This window comes from Streptomyces sp. AA4 (genome assembly GCF_000158875.1).
Lineage (GTDB): Bacteria > Actinomycetota > Actinomycetes > Mycobacteriales > Pseudonocardiaceae > Amycolatopsis.
This window is the reverse complement of sequence record NZ_GG657746.1, coordinates 1,685,287-1,702,083: the sequence shown is the minus strand read 5'-3', so window position 1 is coordinate 1,702,083 and position 16,797 is coordinate 1,685,287. Positions and strand designations below refer to the sequence as shown.

The 16,797-nt window shown below is 70.5% G+C and carries 17 protein-coding genes; 8 read left to right on the top strand and 9 right to left on the bottom strand.

The window, feature by feature from the left end; all coding sequences use genetic code 11:
- The first annotated feature begins 1 nt into the window (after position 1).
- Positions 2-769, top strand: coding sequence for a hypothetical protein (locus SSMG_RS07980; RefSeq protein WP_009074531.1), 768 nt, complete (start codon positions 2-4; stop codon positions 767-769).
- 34 nt (positions 770-803) lie between these two features.
- Here SSMG_RS07980 and SSMG_RS07975 read toward each other — a convergent pair whose 3' ends face one another.
- Positions 804-1,142, bottom strand: a complete 339-nt coding sequence (locus SSMG_RS07975; protein WP_009074529.1) for a helix-turn-helix domain-containing protein — start codon at positions 1,140-1,142, stop codon at positions 804-806.
- A 47-nt stretch (positions 1,143-1,189) separates the two neighbouring features.
- Here SSMG_RS07975 and SSMG_RS07970 point away from each other — a divergent pair, with 47 nt between their 5' ends.
- Positions 1,190-2,143 (top strand): nitronate monooxygenase family protein, encoded by a 954-nt coding sequence (locus SSMG_RS07970; RefSeq protein WP_009074527.1) that lies wholly within the window; start codon positions 1,190-1,192, stop codon positions 2,141-2,143.
- Here the strand turns inward: SSMG_RS07970 and SSMG_RS07965 are convergent.
- Complete coding sequence (locus tag SSMG_RS07965) at positions 2,140-3,042, bottom strand: LysR family transcriptional regulator (RefSeq protein ID WP_009074525.1); 903 nt, start codon at positions 3,040-3,042, stop codon at positions 2,140-2,142. The genes SSMG_RS07970 and SSMG_RS07965 overlap by 4 nt on opposite strands.
- Before the next feature lie 87 nt (positions 3,043-3,129).
- Between SSMG_RS07965 and SSMG_RS07960 the strand changes: the two genes are divergently transcribed.
- A complete protein-coding gene (locus SSMG_RS07960; protein WP_009074523.1) occupies positions 3,130-4,389 on the top strand; it encodes an aspartate aminotransferase family protein in 1,260 nt (419 codons plus the stop codon).
- Position 4,390: 1 nt separating this feature from the next.
- On the opposite strand, the gene SSMG_RS07955 is transcribed toward SSMG_RS07960, so the two are convergent.
- Positions 4,391-4,882 carry a DUF3558 family protein gene (locus SSMG_RS07955; protein ID WP_199785838.1) on the bottom strand — a complete coding sequence of 164 codons (492 nt, stop codon included), beginning with the start codon at positions 4,880-4,882 and terminating at the stop codon, positions 4,391-4,393.
- Between the two features lie 215 nt (positions 4,883-5,097).
- On the opposite strand from SSMG_RS07955, the gene SSMG_RS07950 reads away from it, so the two are divergent.
- The gene (locus SSMG_RS07950) at positions 5,098-7,449 is read left to right on the top strand and encodes a penicillin acylase family protein (protein ID WP_037712951.1); all 2,352 of its coding nucleotides are present in this window, start codon (positions 5,098-5,100) and stop codon (positions 7,447-7,449) included.
- Here the strand turns inward: SSMG_RS07950 and SSMG_RS07945 are convergent.
- The gene (locus SSMG_RS07945; RefSeq protein WP_037716770.1) at positions 7,433-7,831 is read right to left on the bottom strand and encodes a hypothetical protein; all 399 of its coding nucleotides are present in this window, start codon (positions 7,829-7,831) and stop codon (positions 7,433-7,435) included. The genes SSMG_RS07950 and SSMG_RS07945 overlap by 17 nt on opposite strands.
- A 183-nt stretch (positions 7,832-8,014) precedes the next feature.
- On the opposite strand from SSMG_RS07945, the gene SSMG_RS07940 reads away from it, so the two are divergent.
- Both SSMG_RS07940 and SSMG_RS07935 read left to right on the top strand, forming a co-directional pair.
- Positions 8,015-9,259 carry a sensor histidine kinase gene (locus tag SSMG_RS07940; protein WP_009074516.1) on the top strand — a complete coding sequence of 415 codons (1,245 nt, stop codon included), beginning with the start codon at positions 8,015-8,017 and terminating at the stop codon, positions 9,257-9,259.
- The gene (locus tag SSMG_RS07935; RefSeq protein ID WP_009074514.1) at positions 9,244-9,891 is read left to right on the top strand and encodes a response regulator transcription factor; all 648 of its coding nucleotides are present in this window, start codon (positions 9,244-9,246) and stop codon (positions 9,889-9,891) included. Before SSMG_RS07940 ends, SSMG_RS07935 begins: the two co-directional genes overlap by 16 nt.
- Positions 9,892-9,930: 39 nt before the next feature.
- Here the strand turns inward: SSMG_RS07935 and SSMG_RS07930 are convergent, their stop codons facing one another.
- Positions 9,931-11,583: a glutamate--tRNA ligase gene (locus SSMG_RS07930; RefSeq protein WP_009074511.1), complete on the bottom strand. Its 1,653-nt coding sequence runs from the start codon at positions 11,581-11,583 to the stop codon at positions 9,931-9,933.
- Between the two features lie 288 nt (positions 11,584-11,871).
- Between SSMG_RS07930 and SSMG_RS07925 the strand changes: the two genes are divergently transcribed.
- On the top strand, positions 11,872-12,435 hold the full coding sequence (locus SSMG_RS07925; protein WP_078560729.1) for a PadR family transcriptional regulator: 564 nt from the start codon (positions 11,872-11,874) through the stop codon (positions 12,433-12,435).
- On the opposite strand, the gene SSMG_RS07920 is transcribed toward SSMG_RS07925, so the two are convergent.
- Positions 12,369-13,193 (bottom strand): class I SAM-dependent methyltransferase, encoded by an 825-nt coding sequence (locus SSMG_RS07920; RefSeq protein WP_050788133.1) that lies wholly within the window; start codon positions 13,191-13,193, stop codon positions 12,369-12,371. The genes SSMG_RS07925 and SSMG_RS07920 overlap by 67 nt on opposite strands.
- A 112-nt stretch (positions 13,194-13,305) precedes the next feature.
- Here SSMG_RS07920 and SSMG_RS07915 point away from each other — a divergent pair, with 112 nt between their 5' ends.
- Complete coding sequence (locus SSMG_RS07915; RefSeq protein WP_037712948.1) at positions 13,306-14,148, top strand: VOC family protein; 843 nt, start codon at positions 13,306-13,308, stop codon at positions 14,146-14,148.
- Between the two features lie 4 nt (positions 14,149-14,152).
- Here SSMG_RS07915 and SSMG_RS07910 read toward each other — a convergent pair whose 3' ends face one another.
- The 3 genes from SSMG_RS07910 to pyrH are packed head-to-tail and all read right to left on the bottom strand — an operon-like array spanning position 14,153 to position 16,727.
- A complete protein-coding gene (locus tag SSMG_RS07910) occupies positions 14,153-15,364 on the bottom strand; it encodes a phosphatidate cytidylyltransferase (RefSeq protein ID WP_286156940.1) in 1,212 nt (403 codons plus the stop codon).
- Positions 15,365-15,372: 8 nt separating this feature from the next.
- A complete protein-coding gene (frr, locus tag SSMG_RS07905) occupies positions 15,373-15,930 on the bottom strand; it encodes a ribosome recycling factor (RefSeq protein WP_009074501.1) in 558 nt (185 codons plus the stop codon).
- A gap of 50 nt (positions 15,931-15,980) precedes the next feature.
- A complete protein-coding gene (pyrH, locus tag SSMG_RS07900; RefSeq protein ID WP_009074499.1) occupies positions 15,981-16,727 on the bottom strand; it encodes a UMP kinase in 747 nt (248 codons plus the stop codon).
- Positions 16,728-16,797 lie beyond the last annotated feature (70 nt).

The following is a 16,797-nucleotide window of genomic DNA, read 5'->3' as shown; positions in this document are numbered from 1 at the left end:
CATGCTGCGAACCGTCCTCCGCGCCACCGTCGCGTCCGGAGCCATCGCGGCGGCCGTCCTCGCCGCGAACCCGGCGTCGGCCGCCGAATCGCCGGCCGGACCGTCCCCCTCGGACACCGCCGCGATCTCCGGCCTGCTCGCCAGCCCGGGCACCGCCGCCCGCCTCGCGCACACGAAGTTCCCCGGCGCGGCGCCGGCGGCCGCGCACGCCACCCGCGCCGCGGCCGAGGCCAACACCCAAATCCCGGTCTACGAACCGACCGCGGCCTTCATCAAGGGTGAATCCGACGTCCCGGCCGCGCTGGCCTACGTCGCTTCGCCGGCCCACCTCGCCGACGGCCGCGCCGCGACCGTCTGGGCGCAGCCGAGCCAGGCCGGGTGGAAGGTCGTCAACGTCGCCTCCGGCAACGACGAACAGGTCCACGCGGCGGCCGCGCACGGCGGCTACCTGCTGCACGAACCGCAGGTCAACGCCTGGTATTCGGTCAAGGGCGACACCGTGACGGTCCTCGACGGCGCAGTCTCCGGCGTCCCGGCGGGCACCCGCGTCACGCTCGCCGCGTACCGAGCCGAACTGCAGAAACGCTACGGCGACAAGCTGCCCGGCTCGACCTACGACAAGACCGGCGCGGGCGGCGGCTACGCCGTCACCGCTCCGGACACCAGCGGGGACGGAAGCCCGGCCATCGCGCTCGCCGTCGGCGGGGCGGCCGCGGCAGCCGCGGGCGGCGCGTTCCTCCTGCGCCGTCGTTCCCAGCACAGCGAGTGACCGCTCGGCGGCAGGGGTCCGCCCCTGCCGCCGATCATTCGCCGCCGTCGAGAGACGCGGCCCATCGATCTGCCCACGACACCAGCGGCCGCAGCGCGTCGAACGCCTCGCGGCCGAGCGTCGTGAGCGCGTAATGCGATTCGTCGGTCTGCCGCACCAAACCGGCCTCACCGAGTTCGACCAAGCGCTGCCGCAGCACGCTTGAAGACATCCCGTCGCACCGTTGCTGCAGCGCCCGAAAGCCCAGCGTGTCGACCTGCAGTTCCCACACGATCCGCAGGCACCACCGCCGTCCGAAAAGGTCGAGCGCGGCCATCAGCGGACGGCCGGTCGTGGAGCCCCGGACCGGCTGCCCCGGCTTCGGCGTCGCCATCCGAATCTCCTTGTGCTTCGATTTCCGAAACACTAGCATCGGCCGCCATGATTCGATTTCCGAAGCAGGTGTGCGAGACGCTCGGCATCGCCGTGCCGATCGCGCAGGCCCCGATCGGCTCGGCGGCGACCCCGGCGCTCGCCGCCGCGGTCTCGAACGCGGGCGGCCTCGGGACCCTCGCGCTCACCTGGACCGACCCGGACGAGGCGGTCCGCCGGATCCGCGAGGTGCGCCGCCGCACGGACCGCCCGTTCGCGGTCAACCTCGTGCTCGACTTCCCCATCGACGACGTGGTCGACGCCTGCCTCGCCGAGGAAGTCCCGATCATTTCGACCTTCTGGGGCGACCCGGCCAAGGTCGCCGCGCGCGTGAAAAACGCGCAGCTGATCCACACCGCCGGCTCGGTCGCCGAAGCGCGACGCGCGGCGGAGGCAGGCGTCGACGTCGTGGTCGCGCAGGGCTGGGAAGCGGGCGGCCACGTCCGCGGCCAAGCGTCGACGCTCGTGCTGGTGCCCGCCGTCGTGGACGCGGTCGCCCCGATTCCCGTGCTCGCCGCCGGCGGAATCGCCGACCGCCGCGGACTTGCCGCAGTACTCGCTCTCGGCGCACAAGGCGGTTGGCTGGGCACCCGATTCCTGACCGCGACCGAGGCGGCAACCCACGATTCCTACCGCCAAGCCGTGCTCGCCGCAAAACTCGAGGACGCCATCCACACCCGCTGTTTCGACGGCGGCTGGCCCGACGCGCCGCACCGCGCCTTGCGCAATTCGACGCTCACGCAATGGGAAGCCGCGGGCGAACCGCGTACGGACCGCCCCGGCGAAGGCGACGTCGTAGCAACTGATGCGGTCGGGAACCCGTGGCACCGCTACGACGACATGATTCCGGTGCCGGGAATGACCGGAGACCTCGAAGCCCTGGCGCACTACGCCGGTCAGTCCGCGGGTTTGGTCCGAAACATCGCTCCGGCGGCGCAGATCGTCGCGGATCTCGTCGGCTAGCCCTGCTCCACCATCGGCGGAAGCTCGACCGGCTGCCGCAGCGCGTCGAGCACCGCGTTCACCGCCGCCGGGCGCGGCGATCCCCGCCGGGTGACCGCGACGATCGTGCGCGTCACCGGTGTCGCCAGTGCTTTCGTCGCGACCCGGTACCGCGGGTCCACCGCCAGCCCGGGCAGCAACGCGATCGACAACCCGGCCTCGACGTGCTGCAACGTCATCAGGTAGTTGCTGAACCGGCACGCCACGCGCGGCTCGAACCCCGATTCGCGGCAGAGCCGCAGCGTCAGATTCGCCATGTAGGACGGGGGAATGTCGAGCGCCCACGGTTCGTCCGCGTACTCCGCGAGCACCGCGGGTCCGGGCGGCTCGGGCCGGTCGCGCGCGGTGACCAGGACGATCGGGTCGGTCGCCAGCCGGACGATCTCGAGATCGGGGCCGAGCGGCAGGTCGGCGAAGTCGGTCGTGGTGATGACGACGTCGCTGTCGCCCGCCCGCAGCGCCGGGACGCTTTCGTGCGGTTCCCGTTCCGCCAGCTCGGTTTCCAGCCGCGGATAGCGCTCGGCAAGACGCGTCGCGGCGGGGACGGCGAAGGTGTGGATCGCGCTCTGGAACGCGCCGATCCGCACCAGCCCGGCCGGTTCGTCGCCGCGCAATTCGGCCTCGACCGCGTCGAGATGGTCGAGGATCGCGCGCGCCTGCCGGGCCAGTTTCTCCCCGGCCGGAGTCAGCCGGACGCGGCGGCCGGTGCGTTCCAGCAGCCGGGTGCGGGTTTCGGTCTCCAGCACCGCGAGCTGATGCGACACCGTGGAGGCGCTGAGATTGACGTCCTGCGCCACCGCGCGAACCGTGCCCAGCACGGCGAGCCGGCTCAACAGCCGCAGCCGCCCCGGGTTCAACATGGCCCCATCGTTGTTCGATGTCATCGCACAAGCAAGCGGAAACTGTGAGATGGACGCGGCGCTCGGCGCGGCTCTACCGTCACTCCCATGGGCACCGACACCTTCTGGTCCGACGTCGACCGGCACCTCGTCCGCTACGCCGGCCCCGGCTCGTTCACCGGCGAGATCATCGACCGCGCCGAGGGCAGTTTCGTCTTCACCGAGGACGGACGGCGGATCCTCGACTTCACGTCCGGGCAGATGAGCGCGATCCTGGGGCACGCGCATCCGGAGATCGTCGAGACCGTCCGGAAGCAGGCCGCGAAGCTCGACCACCTGTTCAGCGGGATGCTGAGCCGCCCCGTCGTCGATCTCGCGCGCCGGCTCGCCGAAACGCTGCCGGACCCGCTGGAGAAGGCGCTGCTGCTCACCACCGGCGCCGAGTCCAACGAGGCCGCGCTGCGGATGGCCAAGCTGGTGACCGGCAAGCACGAGATCGTCTCGTTCGCCCGGTCCTGGCACGGGATGACGCAGGCCGCGGCGAGCGCCACCTACAGCGCGGGCCGCAAGGGCTACGGTCCCGGCGCGCCCGGCAACTTCGCGATTCCGGTGCCCAGCGGGCCGGACTGGCAGCACCAGCTGGACCTGGCGTTCGACCTGATCGACGCGCAGTCGGTCGGCAGCCTCGCCGCGTGCCTGGTCGAGCCGATCCTCAGCTCCGGCGGCATCCTCGTGCCGCCGCCGGGTTATTTCCCGGCGCTGCAACAGAAATGCCGGGAACGCGGCATGCTGCTGATCCTCGACGAGGCACAGACCGGGTTGTGCCGCACCGGAACCTGGTACGCCTTCGAACACGACGGCGTGGTCCCGGACATCCTCACGGTGTCCAAAACGCTCGGGGCCGGTCTGCCGCTCGCCGCGGTGCTGACGAGCGCGGAAATCGAGCAGGAAGCCCACGAACGCGGGTACCTGTTCTTCACCACGCACGTCTCTGACCCGCTCCCGGCCGCGGTCGGCAACACCGTCCTGGACGTGCTGATCCGCGACCGCCTCGACGAACGCGCCCGCCAGCTCGGCGCCCGGCTGCGCGCCGGACTGGACGAAATCGCGGCGCGGCACGAGACGGTCGGCGAGATCCGCGGCCGGGGACTGCTCGCCGGACTGGAACTGAGCGGCGGCGGACCGGACGCGGACAAGCTCGGCGCGCGCGTGACGCAGCGGTGCCTCGAACTCGGGCTGCACATGAACATCGTGCAGCTGCCCGGCATGGGCGGGGTGTTCCGGATCGCGCCGCCGCTGACCGCCGCCGAAAGCGAGATCGACCTCGGACTGTCCATTCTGGACGAGGCGATCGGGGACGTCTCGTAGCTCAGCGGGGAATGCGGCCCGCGACGGCGGTCGCCGCCTTCTTCGCGAGATCGCAGCTCTTCGAAGGGTCCGGCTTGGCGCCGACGGCGACGAACACCAGCTCGTTGGTCGTCACCGCGAGGATGACGGCGCAACTGTTCTGCCAAGAGCCGCGGGTGTCCATCACGCCCGCCTTGTACCCGGCGATGTCGGAGATCGGCTTGACCATCGAGCCCTCGAACTGGACGGCGTAGCCCTCCGCGTCGACCTCCGAGAGGCTCACGCTGTAGCCGGGGCCCTCGCACCGGCGGCCGTCGGCCTTGGGCGCGGTGGTGCTCTCCTGGCTGAGTTCGGGCACGTCGGAGGGCTGGAGCAGGCTGCACGGATCGGTGTTCGCGAGCGGCGTGCCGGTCTTGCCGCCGTCCTTGGCCTCCGGCTCGGCACTGCTGCCAGCGCCCACGACGTTCTTGTCGCCGCCCTCGGCGCCGCTGCCGCAGGCCGCGAGCCCCAGCACGCAAACCAAGGCAGCCGCAGCCGCCACCACTCGTCGCATCGCTTCCCCCAGGGGTCCGGTTTGGCTCGGGACAGTAATGGAACGGCTCCCGGGCGGCACCTTGGACGGCGGCGAGCGGCGTCCGGTTCCCCCTACTCGTCCCGGTTCAGGGGTGGGTCCCCGCGACCGCCGCGATTAGCGTGCGCGGGGTCAACGCTGCTGCCGGGGGTGGGGAAATGCGGTCGAAAGCTACCGTCCTGATACTCGTTCTGACGCTGCTCGGCACGACGCCGGCCTCGGCGAGCCCCGCGATCGGTCTCGACGGTCTTTCCCGCCCGGTCGACGTGCTCGTCGACAAGTGGGGCGTCCCGCACATCTACGCCGCCAACACCGCGGACCTGTTCTACGCACAGGGTTTCACCGTCGCCCGCGACCGGCTCTTCCAGCTCGACACCTGGCGGCGCCGAGGTCTCGGGTTGCTCAGCGAGGTGCTCGGCGAGTCCTATGTGGACCAGGATCGTGCGGCGCGGCTGTTCCTCTACCGCGGGGACATGCGAAAGGAATGGGCGTCCTACGGCCCCGAGGCCAAACTCGCCGCCACCCGCTTCACCGAGGGGATCAACTCGTACATCGACTGGCTGGCCAAGAATCCGAAGGCCGCCCCGCCGGAGTTCGGCAAACTCGGCTACCAGCCGTCGCATTGGCAACCCGAGGACGTGGTCCGCATCCGCACGCACGCGATCGGCGAGAACCTCATGTGGGAGGTCTCCCGCGCGCAGATGGTGTGCCAGGCCGGGCCGAACGCGAGCAAGTACCTCCGCAGCCTGCATCCCGACCACGAAGCCGCGGTGCCAGAAGGACTCGACCCCTGTGCAGTCCCCGGCGACGTGCTTTCCGTGTACAACAAGGCGACCGCGGCCGTCACGTTCCCGAAGGGCGTCGCCGGGCCGAAGGACATCGCCGACGCCACCAGCGGCAGCAACTCGTGGGCGATCGGCCCGAACCGCACCGCGACCGGGCGGCCGATCCTCGCCAACGACCCGCACCGCGGCGCCGACGCGCTGCCGTCCGGTCGCTATGTCGCCCAGCTTTCCGCGCCCGGCCTGAACCTCACCGGCGCGGGCGAACCGTGGAACCCGGGCATCGCCATCGGCCACAACGATTCCGTCGCCTTCGGCCTGACGAACTTGCCGGTCGACCAGACCGACCTCTACGTCTACGACCTCGACCCCGCCGACCACAGCCGGTACCGCTACCGCGGCGGCTGGGAACCGATCACCAAGGTCACCGAAACGATCCCGGTGCTGGGCGGCCAGCCGGTGACCCGCGAACTGTCCTTCACCCGGCACGGCCCGATCGTGAAGGTCGACGAAGCCGCGAACCGGGGTTTCGCCGTGCGCACCGCGTGGACCGAACCGGGCAGCGCCGCCTATCTCGGCAGCCTGAACTACCAGCGCGCCCGCAACTTCACCGATTTCACCGCCGGAATGCGCACCTGGGGCGCACCCGGATCGAACCTCGTCTACGCCGACGTCCACGGCGACATCGGCTACGTCCCCGGCGCGCTGACCCCGCGCCGCACCGGAGCCGGATACGACGGTCTGCTGCCCGTCCCCGGAGACGGCCGCTACGAGTGGAACGGCTTCCACGCCAACTCCGAACTCCCGTGGCAGCACAACCCGCCGGCCGGATTCTTCGCCTCCGCCAACGACTACAACCTCCCGCCGGGCTTCCCGGTGGTGTCCAACTACGAATGGCAGCTGCCGTACCGCAAGGAGCGGATCGACGAGCTGATCAAGTCGACGCCGCGCGCCCGCGTCGCCGATTCGCTCGCCATCCAGCGCGACGAAAAATCCTTGCTGGCCACCCGCCTCATCCCGTACCTGCGGAACCTTTCCTCGACGGACCCGGACACCGCGAAGGCGCTCGACCTGCTGCGCGGCTTCGACGGCGTCGCCTCGGTGGAGTCCGCGCCCGCCGCGCTGTACGAAACGTGGCTGCTGAAGTACCTCCACGGCGGCTGGGCGCACACGATGCTCCCGCAGGCCGCCGCGGACGTCCTGTCCCGCACCATCAATCCGGATTTCAGCCTCGTGCTCGCGTCCTTCGCCGACCCGGACGCGTGGTTCGGCCCGGGCGGCGCGGCCAGACGCGACAAGCTGATCCTCGACACCCTCCCGCTCGCCTTCCGCGACGTGGCCGGAAAACTCGGCGGCGACCCGGCGAAATGGCGCTGGGGCTCGCTGCAGTACCAGGAGTTCGTGCACCCGGCGGGCGGCCCGGACGTCGGCCCGACCCCGGTCGGCGGCGACTACCAGACCGTCCACCCGTCGTTCTTCCACCCGCTCACCTACCAGCAGATCATCGGCGCGACCTTCAAGATGGCGCTCGACGTCGGCGACTGGGACGCGTCGCGGGCGATCAACGCGCCCGGCCAGTCCGGCGACCCGCGCAGCCCGCACTACCGGGACCTGAACGACCTGTGGGCGTCCGGCGGCTCGTTCCCCCTGCTGTCGAGCCGCTCGGCCGTCGAACGCAACCTCGACACCCGGATCCGGCTGGTCCCGAGGGTCACTTCGGGAACGTAGCCCGCATCCGGACGAGCGGGACCGCCGCGCAGGCCAGCAGCACGGCGCAGGCCGTCTGCAGCAGCAGGAACCAGAGCGGGCACACGCCCGGGATCAGGTCGACGCCGACGAGCGCGATCGGCGCGACCACCGCAATGAGCCGGGCCCGCTGATAAGCCCGGCGCGAGCCCCGGGCGGCGAGCGTGACCAGCCAGTACACGATCGCGGCGCTCACCGGCACCAGCGCGGACCGCGTCCACATGAAGCCGGTCGCCGTGCCGTCGGCGGCGGCCAGCGCGACGATCGTGCCGAAGACGGCCGCGCCCATCGCTCCGTAGGCCGCGACGAACCCCTTCACGAGGCCGAACGGACGCTGGACGGCGGTGCGTTCGATGGTCTCCATCATTTGTTCTCCCTTGTGGTTTCCCGTTGTGCCAGCAACGCTAGGAAGCCGCGGCCGGGCCCGGTATGGGTCTGGCCGCACGAGCGGGTGGGTCCAGACCCACTCCTGTCCCGCAGCGGCGGGGATCCGGCGTTTCGTGGTGCACAGTGGACCGCGAAGCCGGATGGACAGGGGGAAGAAACGATGCGACAGCTACGGTCCTGGGTGCGCGGCTGCGGGGTGGGATTCGTGCGCGCCGCCCAAGCGGCGGGCGTGGCCCTGCTGATCCCGGCCGTGTGGGCGGCCGCGGTCGGCCTGTGGCAACTGTGGGGCGGCAGCCCGTGGTCGTGGATCGCGCCGTTCATCTGGGCGGGGATCGGAACGCTGGCGCTCGCGAAGCCGGTCTGCCGGATGACGCGGGCCCTGGTGGCGAACTGGACCGGCATCGTGCTCCCGCCGGGGTACCGCGAGCTGCCGCCGATCACCCAGCTCTCGACCGGATACTGGTGGAACGGCCACTCCTACTCGCGCACCCAGGAAGAGGCCCGGCGCGAACAGCGGCTGAAGAACTGGCGCTACGACCCGGCGACCTGGCGGGACCTGCGGTTCGCCCTGCTCGCGCCGTTCTCGTTCGGACTGGTCGCAGTCGTGCCGCTGCTCGGCGTCGCCGCGGCGGTCCTACCGCTGGCACACTTTCCGGTCGGGTACCTCGCCGGTCTGCTGATCGCGATCGCGACCGCGCCCTACGCGTGGCGGAGCGTCATCCCGGTGGCCACACGGTTCCTGGGCGCGTCCACGACGATGGAACTGGCCGACCGGGTCGACACGCTGACCGCATTGCGCGCGGACACGACCATCGCGCAAGCCGCGGAAATCCGCCGCATCGAACGGGATCTGCACGACGGCGCGCAAGCCCGGCTGGTCGCGCTCGGCCTCGCGCTGGCGACGGCGGAGAAGCTGATGGAGACCAATCCCGAGCAGGCCAAGGAATTGCTGCGCGACGCCCGGGCCGGCGCGGCCACCTCGCTCACCGAATTGCGCGAGCTGGTCCGGGGAATCAGCCCGCCGGTGCTGAACGAACGCGGTCTCGTCGACGCGGTCCGCGCGATGGCCATGGACCTGCCGCTCGACGTGACTGTCGAGGCCGATCTGCCGCAGCCGCTCGATCCGCCGATCGAATCCGCGCTGTACTTCGGAATCGCCGAATTGCTCGCCAACGCGGTGAAGCACGCCCACGCGGCGCGCGTGTGGGTTTCGCTGCGGCAGGAAGGGAATCAGCTGCGCGCGGAGGTCCGGGACGACGGTCTCGGCGGGGCTGAACTCCGCCCGGACGGCGGACTCGCCGGACTGCGCCGCCGCCTCGCGGTCTTCGACGGCACTCTTGAGCTGACCAGCCCGGCGGGCGGGCCGACCCGAGCGTGGATGATGGTGCCATGCGCATCGTCGTAGCCGAGGACCTCTACCTGCTGCGGGACGGCTTGGTCCGGCTCCTGCAGGCATACGGCCACGAGGTCGTGGCGACCGCGACGACCGGCCCGGAAACCGTCGCCGTGCTGCGCGAACACCGGCCGGACGTCGCCGTGGTCGACGTCCGGATGCCGCCGACGCAAACCGACGAAGGCCTGCGCGCGGTCCTCGCCGCGCGCCGCGAGACGCCCGGGTTGCCGGTGCTGATCCTGTCGCAGCACGTCGAGCAGCTTTACGCCCGGGAGCTGTTGGCCGACGGCGCGAGCGGCGTCGGATATCTGTTGAAGGACAGCGTTTTCGAGGCCGAACAGTTCATCGACGCCCTCGAACGCGTCGCGGCCGGCGGCACCGCGATGGACCCGGCGGTGATCTCGAAACTGCTCACGAGCGGATCGCCGGACCAACGCCTCGGCTCGCTGACCGAGCGCGAGCGTTCAGTGCTGGAACTGATGGCGGAAGGCCTGTCGAACGCGGCGATCGCCGGACGGCTGTTCCTGAGCGAAAGCGCGATCAGCAAGTACACGACGTCGCTGTTCGGCAAGCTCGGCATCACCGACGACGACACCGGCAACCGGCGCGTCCTGGCGGTGCTGACCTATTTGAACCGGCCGTGAAAACGGCCCGCCCCAGGTTCGGTGCGGGCCGTTTCGGGGCTAGTTGACCAGATTTCCGAAGCGCCGCAACGTTTCCTCCGCGCCCAGCGCCTGCGTGATCGAGTGCAGGTCCGGGCTGCGGGTCGACCCGGTGATCGCGATCCGGATGATCTGCGACGCCTCGCGGATCGAACCGGGGTAGGCGTCCGGGTCCTTCTTGTATTCCTTGGCGTTCTTGGCGAACCCGTGCTTCGCCGCGACGTCGCGGATCTGCTGGAACCACTCCTGGCCGTCGTCGAGCTGCTGGTACGCGGACACGAAGTCCGAGGCCACCGCGCGCACGACGTCCGCCGGAACGCCAAGCGCCGCGATCCGCTCGTCGTCGGGACCGGTCGCTGCCTGGTGCAGCTGCGGGAAGAAGAACCCGTAGACCGCGCGGAACTCGCTCCACTTCTTCAGGTCCTTGCGCGGGTTCTCGACGCCCTCGCGCTCCACCGCCAGCGCGCGCAACGCCAGCTCGCGCGAGGACTCCAGGACCGCCTTCAGCTCCGGGTCGAACCGGTCGGCCCATTCGAGCACGGAGGCGAGAATCTCCTCGCCGGACAGCGTCGCGACGTAGTCGGCGGCGAGGTCGTCCAGCTTCACCAGGTCCACGAGCGGACCGGCGACGCCGCACTCGTCGAGGTTGATCGGCGCGTCGAGCGCTTCGGGCAGCGGCATCTCGGCGAGCCGTCCGTTCGCCAGGCCGCGCAGGTAGTACAGCACCGCCGGGACCGGGTAGCCGGCTTCGAGGTAGAAGTCGACGGAGGCTTCCGGGTCCTTGCGCTTGGACAGCTTCCGCTTGCTGCCGCCCTCCTGCTTCATCAGCGGCGCGATGTGCGCGTACTGGATCGGCTCGAAGCCGAGCGCTTCGAAGAGCTGCTGGTGCGTGGGCACCGACGAGATCCACTCGTCGCCGCGGATCACCAGGTTCACCCGCATCAGGTGGTCGTCGACCGTGTGCGCGAAGTGGTAGGTCGGCAGCCGCGGGCTCTGGTCGGAGCTCTTGAGGATCACCACGTCATTACGGTTGGCCTCGGCCTCGATGGTGCCGCGGATCGCGTCGGTGAAGCGCACGCGCTGCCCGGTGTCGTCGGGCGCGCGGAAGCGGACCACCCACGGCTCGCCCGCGTCGAGCTTCGCCTGCACGTCTTCCGCCGAAGCGTCGCGCCAGATCGCCCACGAGCCGTAGTAGCCCGTCGGGAGCTTCGTCGCCTGCTGCCGCGCGGTGATGGACGCCAGCTCGTCCTTCGTCGCGAAGTCGATGTACGCGCGGCCTTCGCGCAGAAGGTGCCGTACGTAGGTGAGGTAGATCTGCTCGCGCTCGGACTGCCGGTACGGGCCGTACTCGCCGCCGCGCACCGCGTCCTCGTCCGCCTGCAGTCCGAAGTACGCGAAGCCGCGCTCGAACTGCTCCAGCGCGCCCTCGACCTCGCGCGACTGGTCGGTGTCCTCGACGCGCACCAAGTAGCGGCCCTCGGAGCGGCGCGCGACGTCCTGGTCGATCGTCGCGACGTAGATGCCGCCGATGTGCACGAAGCCGGTCGGCGACGGGCCGAACCGGGTCACCTTCGCGCCGTCGGGCAGCTGCCGGGCCGGATAGCGCTGTTCCCAGTGCTCAGGCTCGGGCAGATCCGCGGGGAACAGGGCGTCGATGACCGCACGGTCCAGCATCGGAGGTCGGGTCTCCCAGGTCGTTCGGGTGTTTTCGCTAGTGCCTCGAGTATCGCCGACCGCCGTCTTCCCCGGTCGGCCAGGTCCCCGGGTGGTCGACGTGGTTGCCAACCGACCGTTTCCGATATATCGTGAACGTGTCGCAACAGTTCGAGAAAGGAAACCAAAGACCATGAACCGACGACGACACCCCTTCCCCGGCGGACGCTCGTTCCCCGGCGGACATCTCGAACACGGAGAACACGAAGGGCGCGGACGGTCCTCGTTCGGGCCGTGGGGCCCTGTCCTATGAGCGAGTTCGGCTTCGGGCCGGGCGGCCCTGGCGGACGCGGCCGGCGCGGCCACGGTCCGGGCGGACGCCGCGGTCCCCGGCGCGGCCGGCGCGGCGACGTGCGGGCGGCGATCCTCGCCCTGCTCGCGGAACAGCCGCGGCACGGCTACGAGATCATCCGCGAGATCGGCGAGCGCAGCGGCGGGCTCTGGAAGCCCAGCCCCGGCTCGATCTACCCGACCCTGCAGATGCTGGCCGACGAGGGCCTGGTCGTGAGCCGCGACGAGAGCGGCAAGAAGCTCTTCGAGCTCACCGACGAGGGCCGCGCCGCCGCCGAACAGCAGACCGGCACTCCGCCGTGGGAGCACTTCACCGACGACGTCGAACCGGTCGAGCACGACCTGCGCAAGGCGGGCGCGACGCTCGCCGCGGCGGTCGTGCAGGTGATGCGCGCCGGCAGCGAGAACCAGCAGGCCCGCGCGGTGGACGTGCTCAACGAGGCACGGCGGTCGATCTACTCGATCCTGGGCGAGGTCGAGGACTCGGACGACTCGGCCGATTCCGGAGAGGCAGCCGAGTGACCGGGCAGGACGAGGCCGGTGGGTTTGACGCGGCAATGCACGCGATAACCCACCGGCAGCGTCACCTCGCCCGATCCCGGGTTCAGGCGGCGCGTGTCAGCGATCGCCCGCTGTGCGACCTTCGCGCTGAACTCGATCTTCAACACTGATTCCGCCGCGGCGAAGTCCGCGAAGCGCCAACGCGTGCGTACGCGCCGGCAGTTGAAGCCGTGCGCGGCGAAGAAGCGTTCCACCGCAGGCGGGTCGTAGCGCGGCAGATCTGCCCGCATCCACCCGCCGTACGGCTCGCTGGTCACGTCGAGGTCGACGATCATGATCGATCCTCCGGGCCGCAGCACCCGTTCCGCTTCGCGCAATCCGGGTTCGCAGCCGGGGCCGAAGAAATACGCGGTGCGCGCGTGCACGATGTCCACACTGGCGTCGTCCACCGGCAACCGCTGCGCTCGTCCCACGCGGACCCGCACGTTCCCCAGATCCCGCACCCGCCGCTCCGCGTCCCGCGCGAGCGGCGGGTGCGGTTCGATTCCGAGCACGGAACGGGCGTCCGCGGCGAAAAGCGGCAGGTGGTATCCGTCGCCGCAGCCGAGATCGAGGACGTCGAGACCGGTCCAGTCGCGCTCTTCGCGCAGTACGCGCCAAATCTCGCCGTCCGCGTCCTGCGCCCGGTTCTCCACGTCGTAGACGTCCTGGTAGTACCAGATGTTGGGGCTGGGGACGACTTCTTCGGACGCCGCCGGACCGCGGAACAACCAGCGCACGGCACTCCTTTCCGTCTCTGGGGGCGCCGGCGGGCGCGGCAGCTTTCCCGCTCAGAGCGTAGAACCCCGTCCGTCCGAATACACTTCTCCCTCGTCGGGGAGGAGACACGCGATGTCGATCGGCTGGCCAGGCGCCCGCGCGGTCCCGGCAGGGCTGCCCTGCTGGGTCGAGGTGGCATGCCAAGACGAAGCTCGGACACAAGACTTCTACTCCCGCCTTTTCGGCTGGGACTACGAGACCCGGCGCGATCCCGCGTCGCCGACCGGCCGGTACTCCATCGCCTCGAGCGACGGGGTCGCCGCCGGTGGTCTGTACCAAGCCGGGCCCCGCAGCGCGCCCGGCTGGACGCTGCAGCTCGCGGTGCCGCACACGGCGAGCGCGGCGGAATGGGTGGAGCACCTCGGCGGACAGGTGACGCTCGGGCCGGTCGCGATTCCCGAACGCGGCAGCATCCTGCACGCGATCGACGCGTGCGGCGCGCCGGTGGTGTTCTGGGAAGCCCCGCCGGACTGGCAGTTCGCGAGCGGCGTGCCCAACACGTTCAGCGGCGCGGACCTCAACACGCACGACGGCGTGGCCGCGGACCACTTCTACACCAAGCTGTTCAACTACTCGAGCCGTCAGGTCGGCGACGGCGAGAGCGTTGACTACGCTGAATATTCCATTGAGCACACGGCCGTGCTGTACCGCTACGTGATGGGTCCCGAGTACCGCCGCGACACTCCCCCGCACTGGCTCGTGTACTTCGAGGTCGATCCCGCCCGCGGCGCGGACGCGGCGGCGGGCGAAGCGTTGATGCTGGGCGGTTCGGTCGTGATCGAGCCGTACGACACGCCCTTCGGCCGCACCGCGATCCTCGCCGATCCGGACGGCGCGGTGTTCGCGGTGATCGACCACTCGCGGGTGCTGGAAGACGTGGGCCGCGCCGAGGTCGACGACCCGTACGACGACTGAGAACTCAGGCCGGGACGAAGGCCGACAGCAGCAGCCAGGACACGACGGCCGAGGGCAGCAGCGAGTCGAGGCGGTCCATGATGCCGCCGTGGCCGGGCAGCAGCGTGCCCATGTCCTTGATTCCGAGGTCGCGTTTGATGAGCGATTCGACGAGGTCGCCGAGCGTCGCGGTGAGCACGATGGCCGCGCCGAAGATCGCGCCCTGCCAGGCGTGGCCGTCCAGCATGAGGCTGATCGTGAGCACGCCCGCGGCGATGCCCGCGAGCATCGAACCGGCGAAGCCCTCCCAGGACTTCTTCGGGCTGATCGTGGGGGCCATCGGGTGTTTGCCGCCGAGCACGCCCGCGATGTAGCCGCCGGTGTCGGAGGCGACCACGGCGATCAGGAACGTGAGCACGCGCCCGACGCCGTCGTGCGGCGGCACGAGCATGGCCGCGAACGCGCCGAACAACGGCAGGTACGCGGCGGCGAAAACGGAAGCGCCGACGTCGCGCACGTAGCCCTTCGCGCCGCCGGGCAACCGCCACAGCAGGCAGGCGAGCACGGTGAGCACGAACGCGGTGAGCGCGCCTTCCCGGCCGAACGGCCAGGCCAGCCAGATCATCGCCTGTCCGCCGACGAGCACCGGGATCAGCGCGACCTTGGTGTCCGCGACCCGGCGCAGCACGCCGGAGAACTCGAAGGTGCCGACCGCGATCGCGGCGGCGATGACGCCGATGAAGAGGAACCGGACGGTGAGCAGGGAAACGATGATCGCGGCCCCGAGCAGCAGCCCGACGCCGATCGCCGCGGGAAGATTGCGCCCGGCCCGGGACGCCTTCTTCTCCGGTCCGGCTTTTTCGCCGTTCGCGGCCTTCGCGCCTTGGCCCGGCCCGTCCGCAGCCTTGCCGCCCTGGCCCCGCCTGCCCGCGGCTTTCCCGCCCTGACCCGGCTCGCTCGCGGCTTTCGCATCCTTGCCTGGCCCGGCCGCGGGTTTCCCGCCCTGGCCCGGCCCGTCCGCGGGAACGCCGTGCGCGCCCTTCGCCGACTCGTCCCCGGTTTCCGCCCGTTTCCCTGCCGCGGCAACGGATTCCGCGCGTACGTTCGCCGCAGAGTCCGTTTTCCGCCGCACGGCAGGGGTTTCCGGAGCCGGGTCCAGCCGCGAAACCGGGTCCGGCTCGGCGGCCGGGCCCGGTGGCGGGGTGTCGCTCACCCGCTCGTCGCGTTCCTCGCTCACCTGGCTCATCAGACCTCGAGCAGCTCGGCTTCCTTGTGTTTCACCAGCTCGTCGACCTGGTGCACGTAGGTGTCGGTGAGGTTCTGCAGCTCCTTCTCGGCGCGTGCAACCTCGTCCTCTCCCGCTTCGCCGTCCTTGGCGATGCGGTCGAGTTCTTCCTTGGCCTTGCGGCGGATGCTGCGGATCGAGACGCGGGCGTCCTCGCCCTTGCCCTTCGCGACCTTCACCATCTCCTTGCGCCGCTCCTCGGTGAGCTGCGGGATGACGATGCGGATGACGTTGCCGTCGTTGCTCGGGTTGACGCCGAGGTCGGACTCGCGGATCGCCTTCTCGATGGCGTTCAGCTGCGTCTGGTCGTAAGGCTTGATCAACGCCATCCGGGCCTCCGGCACGTTGACGCTGGCCAGCTGGTTCAGCGGGGTCGGCGCACCGTAGTACTCGACGACGATGCGGGAGAACATCGACGGGTGGGCCCGCCCGGTGCGCACCGACGTGAGGTCTTCCTTCGCGACGGACACCGCTTTTTCCATCTTCTCCTCGGCGTCGAGGAGGGTCTCGTCGATCACGGCTACTCCCGGTGTTTGTGTGGTCGGACCTGAGCTTGATCCCAGCAGGTCTAGGCGGACGCCTCGTCGGCGGGGGTCGAGACCAGCGTGCCGATCTTCTCACCGCCGACCGCGCGGGCGATGTTGCCCTCGGTGAGCAGGTTGAAGACGATGATCGGCATCTTGTTGTCCATGCAGAGGCTGAATGCGGTGGCGTCGGCGACCTTGAGGCCGCGCTCGAGCACCTCGCGGTGGGTGATGTCGGTGAACATCTTCGCGTCCGGGTCGGTCTTCGGGTCCGCGGTGTAAACACCGTCCACGGCCTTGGCCATCAGCACGGCCTCGCAGCCGAGTTCGAGCGCGCGCTGCGCGGCGGCGGTGTCGGTGGAGAAGTACGGCATGCCGACGCCGGCGCCGAAGATCACGACGCGGCCCTTCTCGAGGTGCCGTTCCGCGCGGCGCGGGATGTAGGGCTCGGCGACCTGGCCCATCGTGATCGCGGTCTGCACGCGGGTCGGGAGGCCTTCCTTTTCGAGGAAGTCCTGCAGCGCGAGGCAGTTCATCACGGTGCCGAGCATCGCCATGTAGTCGGCGCGGTCGCGGTCCATGCCGCGCTGGGACAGCTCCGCGCCGCGGAAATAGTTGCCGCCGCCGATCACCACCGCGATCTGCACCCCGGTGCGCGCGACGTCGGCGATCTGCTGGGCGACGGAGTGCACGACGTCGGGGTCGACGCCCACCGCGCCGCCGCCGAACATCTCGCCGCCCAGTTTCAGCAGCACCCGGCGGTATCCGCCCTCGACCCGGTCCTCACCCATGGCTGTCGCCTCCTGCCCCTCGTTAGACCCGACTGTGCCCCGTCCCCGATGCGCGGAGACGGGGCACAGT